Genomic DNA, 5,372 nt, shown 5'->3' on the forward strand with positions numbered 1-5,372 from the left:
GATCTCGCGGGGGTGTTCGACGCCGTCGCTGGTGACCCGGGCGCCGCTGGTGCCGATCTGGACGGCGCGGCCGACGGCGGCGAGGACACCGCGGTCGGGCAGGACCGAGACCCCGTCCGGGCCGGCGTCGACGAGCAGGCGGCGGACCCGTCCGCGCAGGACACGGGTCGCGTCGCAGTAGGCCTCGCCGTCGAAGTCACGCATCTCGCCGCGCCCGACGAGCACCCCGCCGGCGTCGTCGCGGATCAGCGGGACCGGCCCGGCCACGCCGTGCCGGGCGAGCTCGACGGCGGCGCCGTGACGGCGGGGGAGGCCCCAGACGGCGGCGGCGACCGAGCGTCGCTCGGCCGGGACGTACCCGACCTCGGTGCCGAGACGTTCCTTGCGCAGCAGCCGGACCAGCACCGCGGCCAGGTCGGCGTCGGTGCCGTGCACGATCAGCCGCGCGCCCGGGTGCTCGGCGAGGACCGGGTCGATCTCGTCACGTCCGGGGCGCGGCCCGACGGTGACCGATGGCACGTCGGCCAGAGCGGCGGGCACCCGTTCCCGCTGCGCAGGGCGCCGGATACCGTGGAACCGAAGACGGTGCGGTGGCCCGCTCGCGCAGGTCAGCAGTACCGCTTCAGGATCGGTCGAACCCACTGATCGGTTACCCTCCCCGCCGCGGCGTCCTTTCCAGGGCTCCGCGGACGTGACGTGCGTGCAGAACTGGAGTCTCACATGCCTGCGATCGTGTTGATCGGCGCCCAGTGGGGCGACGAGGGCAAGGGCAAGGCGACCGATCTGCTCGGCGGCCTGTACGGCTGGGTAGTGCGCTACCAGGGCGGTAACAACGCCGGGCACACCGTCGTCACCCCGGACGGCCGGGACTTCGCGCTCAAGCTCATCCCGTCCGGGATCCTGACCCCGGGCGTCAAGAACGTGATCGGCAACGGGGTCGTGGTGAACCCCGAGGCGCTGATCGAGGAGAAGGAGGGCCTGGAGCGCCGCGGCGTCGACACGTCCGGCCTGCTGATCTCCGCCGACGCGCACCTGATCATGCCGTACCACGTGGCGATCGACCGGGTCACCGAGCGGTACCTCGGCAAGGCCAAGATCGGCACCACCGGCCGCGGCATCGGCCCGGCCTACCAGGACAAGGTGGCGCGGGTCGGCGTCCGGGTGGCCGACCTGCTCGACGAGAAGATCCTGCACCAGAAGGTCGAAGCCGCCCTCGAGCTGAAGAACCAGATCCTGGTCAAGGTCTACAACCGGCGTGCGCTGGACTTCCAGGAGGTCGTGGACACGGTCCTGGAGCAGTCCAAGAAGTTCGCCGACCGGATCGTGGACACCCGGCTGCTGCTGAACCAGGCACTGGAGCGCGGCGAGACGATCCTGCTGGAGGGCTCGCAGGGCACGCTGCTCGACGTCGACCACGGCACCTACCCGTTCGTCACCTCCTCGAACCCGACGGCGGGCGGCGCGGCCGTCGGCTCCGGGATCGGACCGAACCGGATCGACCGGGTGATCGGGATCCTGAAGGCCTACACCACCCGGGTCGGCTCCGGCCCGTTCCCGACCGAGCTGCACGACGAGATGGGCGAGTGGCTGCGCAAGGTCGGCGGCGAGATCGGTGTGAACACCGGCCGGGAGCGCCGCTGCGGCTGGTTCGACGCCGTGATCGGCCGCTACGCCGCGCGCGTCAACGGGATCACCGACTTCTTCCTGACCAAGCTCGACGTGCTCTCCGGCCTGGACACCGTCCCGATCTGTGTCGGCTACGAGATCGACGGCCGACGCGTCGACGAGATGCCGATGACCCAGACCGACCTGCACCACGCCATCCCGGTCTACGAGGAGATGCCCGGCTGGTTCGAGGACCTCTCGACCTGCCGCACGTTCGACGAGCTCCCGCAGGCCGCCCGCAACTACGTCCTGCGCCTGGAGGAGCTGACCGGAGCCCCGATGAGCGCCATCGGAGTGGGCCCCGGACGCGACCAGACCATCACCCGCGACGTCTGACCCGCCGAACCCTCGCGTTGTGGAGCCATGACGCGACCCGTGGGTCGCGAATTCCGCGTCATGGCTCCACGACGCGGGGGGTGAGCGAGGGTTACCAGCGGGACGTGGTGGGTTCCTGGCGGACCGGGGTCAGGGCCACGGCGGCCAGCGGGGCCAGGGCGGCGAGGGCGAAGCCGGCCGCGTAGCCGGTCGCCCCGACCAGGACGCCGAGCACGATCGGCACCGCCGAGGACACGATGTTCTGCCCGGTGTTCTGCACCCCCAGCGCCCGTCCGGACCAGGCCGGGCCGGCGATCTCGGCCGTGCTGGTGAACGCGAGTCCGTTGTCGGCGACGCTGACGACCGCTCCGATCGCCAGCGCGACGACGGCCAGCCAGCCCGCGACCAGGTCACCGAGCGCGAACAGCAGCAGCACGGTCGCGGCGCCGACCGCGACCTGGCGCATCGGGCGCAGCCGCGAACCCACCCGGTCCGACCACATGCCGGTCCCGATCCGTCCGGCCGCACCCGCGACCTGCACCGCCGCCATGAACCCGCCGGCCGCGGCCAGGCCCCAGCCCTGCTCGCGGACCAGGTACTCGGTACCGAACGCGGCCACCGCGAACTGCGGCACGACGAGCATCGCGCTGGCCGCGTGCACCCGCCACAGCACCGGCGTGCGGTACGGCGAGCGCGGACGTGCCTCGCCCGCGGCACGTGGGGTGCGCGGCGGGTCCGGGGCCAGCGCGGCGACCAGGACGGCCGAGGCCAGGCACAGCGCGGCGGGCAGGATCAGCGGCTCGAACGGGCCGCCGGACGAGGCCAGCGCCGGCAACGACACCCCGGCGACGGCGACGCCCAAGGGCTGCGCGGTCTGCCGGATCCCCATCGCCAGCCCGCGCTCGTCGCGACCGAACCAGCCCATCACCATCCGGCCGCTCGCCGAGGACACGCTCGCCCCACCCGCACCGCCGGCGGCCAGCAGCAGGAGCAGCGGGCCGTGCCCGAGCCCCGGCAGCAGCGCGACGGCCGCGATCGCGAACGACGAGAGCGTCAGCCCGACGCCGATCACCACCCGCTCGCCCCATCTGTCCGCCGCCGCACCCCAGGCGATCAGCGCGAGGAGCAGTCCGACCGTCGGCGCGGCCACGTAGGTCCCGGCCTCGGCCAGCGAGAGGCCGTAACGGTCGCGCAGCACCGGGACCAGGAATGGCAGCCCGTAGACGAACGCGCTGGACGACGTCTGGGCGAGCACCCCGAGCCCGAGCACCAGCCACCGCCGCCGGGTGCGGGTGACGGCCGGGGCGTCGGTCGGCGGCACGGTGGCTCCTCGCGATCGGGTACGGGTTCCCCGGTCACGCTACGAGCGTTCCCACATGTCGGCCAGACGAATCCACATCGTGGGACGTGGATCGTGTCACGCCAGGGTCAGGACGCGCACCCTCCGGTGTCCACGGACCTCGAGCTCTCGTCCGCCGCGACGTTGAGTGCCCGGCCGACCTGTTCGGCGGTGAGCACGAAGCCGGTCTCCGAGTCGTCCAGCGCCGCGCCGAACACCACGCCCAGCACCCGCCCGTCCGGGGTGATCATCGGCCCGCCGGAGTTCCCGGAGCGCACGACGGCCCGCACCGTGTAGACGTCGCGGGTCACGCTGCCCTGGTCGTAGATGTCCGGGCCGCGCAGCCGGATCCGCTCCCGGACCTTGCCCGGGGTCACGGTGTACGGCCCGTCCAGCGGGTAGCCGAGGATGATCGTGTCGTCGCCGACGCGGGCCGGGTCCGGGCTGAACTGCAGCGGGTCGGCCTCGAGGTCCGGCACGTCGAGCACCGCGACGTCGATCTCCGCGTCGTAGCTGATCACGTCCGCGTCCAGCTGGCGGGTCCGCCCGGAGCTGCTGACGACCTCGACGCTGGTGCTGGTCGTGCCGGCCACGACGTGGGCGTTGGTCATCACCCGCTGCGGGGCGACGACGAACCCGGTGCCCTCCAGCGCGCGACGGCAGGACGGCGCCCGCCCGCGCACCTTGAGCACCTTGTCCCGCACCTCGCCGACGACCGGGGAGTCGGCCAGCGCGGAGTCCGGCGGGCCGACGGCGGCGACCGGGGTGCGGGCGAACGGGCTGACCACGTCCGGGAAGCCGGAGTTGTCCAGGATCTGGCGCAGCTCGGCCGGCAGCGCGCGTGCGGCGTCCGGCATCACCGAGTCGACGCCGCGCAGCACGGTGGAGTCGCGCACCGCCGAGGTCACACCGGCCAGGCTCGTCGAGGCCAGCGGCAGCGCGATCAGCCACGCGGCGATCACCACGGCGACGGCCTGCACCCCGGCGCCGAGCGCGGAGTCGACCTTGAGCACGCTCTCGCCGCGGATCCTGTCCCGGATCTTGCGGCCGAAGAACACCCCGGTCGCCTCGCCGAGCGCGACCAGCAGGACCACCGCGCCGATGCTGATCAGGATCTTGGCCTGCTGCGACTCGACGCCGCCCGCGAGCAGCGGAGCCAGGCGCAGGCCCAGGATCGCCCCGGCGAGCACGCCGATGAACGACAGCAGCGCGACCGCGACACCGTGCCGCCAGCCGGACACCGCGGCCAGCAGCGCCAGCACGACGACCAGGACGTCGACCCAGCTCATGTCGCCTCCTGGTGTCGGGTGCGGGCCCGGGACCAGGCCTCGTCGAGGCCCTCCGTACGGGTGGCGTCCCAGGGACGTTCCCAGCCGGAACGATGCAGCAGCGCGGACAATAGGCCAGCGGTGAAGCCCCAGATCAACAGGCCCGCCGTGCGGAACGCCGGCCCCGCGTGCCCGCTGGGCCCGCGCACGGTGACCCGATTGTCCGGATCGCAGAGCGCGCTCACCGGCACCCGCAGCACCCGTTCGGTCTCGCCCCGGTCGACCACCCGGACCGGTCCCGGTTGCGCCCAGTACGCGAGCACCGGGGTCACCAGGAAGCCGGTGGGCGGGATCAGCAGCTCGGGCAGCACCGCGAGCGGGACGACGCCTCCGGGGTCGAGGCCGGTCTCCTCCCGGGCCTCGCGCAGCGCCGCGGCGACCGGGCCCTCGTCGTCCGGGTCGATCGCCCCACCGGGGAACGAGACCTGTCCGGCGTGCGCGCGCAGCGTGCTGGCGCGTTCGGTGAGCAGGACGTCCGGACCGTCGCCGTGCGCGGCTCCGGAGCCGTCGGTGAACAGCATCAGCACCGCGGCCCGTCGCCCGCCGGACTCCGGCGGCGTCCGGCGGTGACCGAACCAGGCCGGGTCGAGCCCGTCCGCGGCGGCGACGAGCGGCCGCAGTGACTCCGGAGCGGCCGTGGGGTCAGGGGTCGTGGTCATGCCGCCTCCGCGGTGGGGCGTGCGTCGACCGGGAACCTCACGAGGCCCCCAGCCGTGTGAGCGTCG

Annotated in this window: 5 protein-coding genes; 1 reads left to right on the forward strand and 4 read right to left on the reverse strand. The window is 73.6% G+C overall.

Translation table 11 applies throughout. The annotated features are described in order from the left end of the window. A partial coding sequence (locus tag I4I78_RS29705; protein ID WP_218614822.1) for a hypothetical protein occupies nucleotides 1-540 on the reverse strand: 540 nt, incomplete at its 3' end. Nucleotides 541-720: 180 nt separating this feature from the next. Here I4I78_RS29705 and I4I78_RS29710 point away from each other — a divergent pair. Continuing rightward, a complete protein-coding gene (locus I4I78_RS29710) occupies nucleotides 721-2,001 on the forward strand; it encodes an adenylosuccinate synthase (protein ID WP_218614823.1) in 1,281 nt (426 codons plus the stop codon). Between the two features lie 91 nt (nucleotides 2,002-2,092). Here the strand turns inward: I4I78_RS29710 and I4I78_RS29715 are convergent, their stop codons facing one another. The 3 genes from I4I78_RS29715 to I4I78_RS29725 all read right to left on the reverse strand — a co-directional run bounded on the left by I4I78_RS29715 (nucleotide 2,093) and on the right by I4I78_RS29725 (nucleotide 5,306). Beyond that, nucleotides 2,093-3,301, reverse strand: coding sequence for an MFS transporter (locus I4I78_RS29715; protein ID WP_218614824.1), 1,209 nt, complete (start codon nucleotides 3,299-3,301; stop codon nucleotides 2,093-2,095). Between the two features lie 107 nt (nucleotides 3,302-3,408). Beyond that, a complete protein-coding gene (locus I4I78_RS29720) occupies nucleotides 3,409-4,608 on the reverse strand; it encodes a MarP family serine protease (protein WP_218614825.1) in 1,200 nt (399 codons plus the stop codon). Then, a complete protein-coding gene (locus I4I78_RS29725) occupies nucleotides 4,605-5,306 on the reverse strand; it encodes a CoA pyrophosphatase (RefSeq protein WP_218614826.1) in 702 nt (233 codons plus the stop codon). The genes I4I78_RS29720 and I4I78_RS29725 overlap by 4 nt, the downstream gene beginning before the upstream one ends. Between the last annotated feature and the right edge of the window lie 66 nt (nucleotides 5,307-5,372).

The sequence above is a fragment of the Pseudonocardia sp. KRD291 genome (assembly GCF_019263595.1).
Lineage (GTDB): Bacteria > Actinomycetota > Actinomycetes > Mycobacteriales > Pseudonocardiaceae > Pseudonocardia.

Excerpts from the sequence above, each read along its gene's own strand:
- I4I78_RS29710 (WP_218614823.1), top strand. The coding sequence starts at position 721 with ATGCCTGCGATCGTGTTGATCGGCGCCCAGTGGGGCGACGAGGGCAAG.
- I4I78_RS29725 (WP_218614826.1), bottom strand. The coding sequence starts at position 5,306 with ATGACCACGACCCCTGACCCCACGGCCGCTCCGGAGTCACTGCGGCCG.
- I4I78_RS29720 (WP_218614825.1), bottom strand. The coding sequence starts at position 4,608 with ATGAGCTGGGTCGACGTCCTGGTCGTCGTGCTGGCGCTGCTGGCCGCG.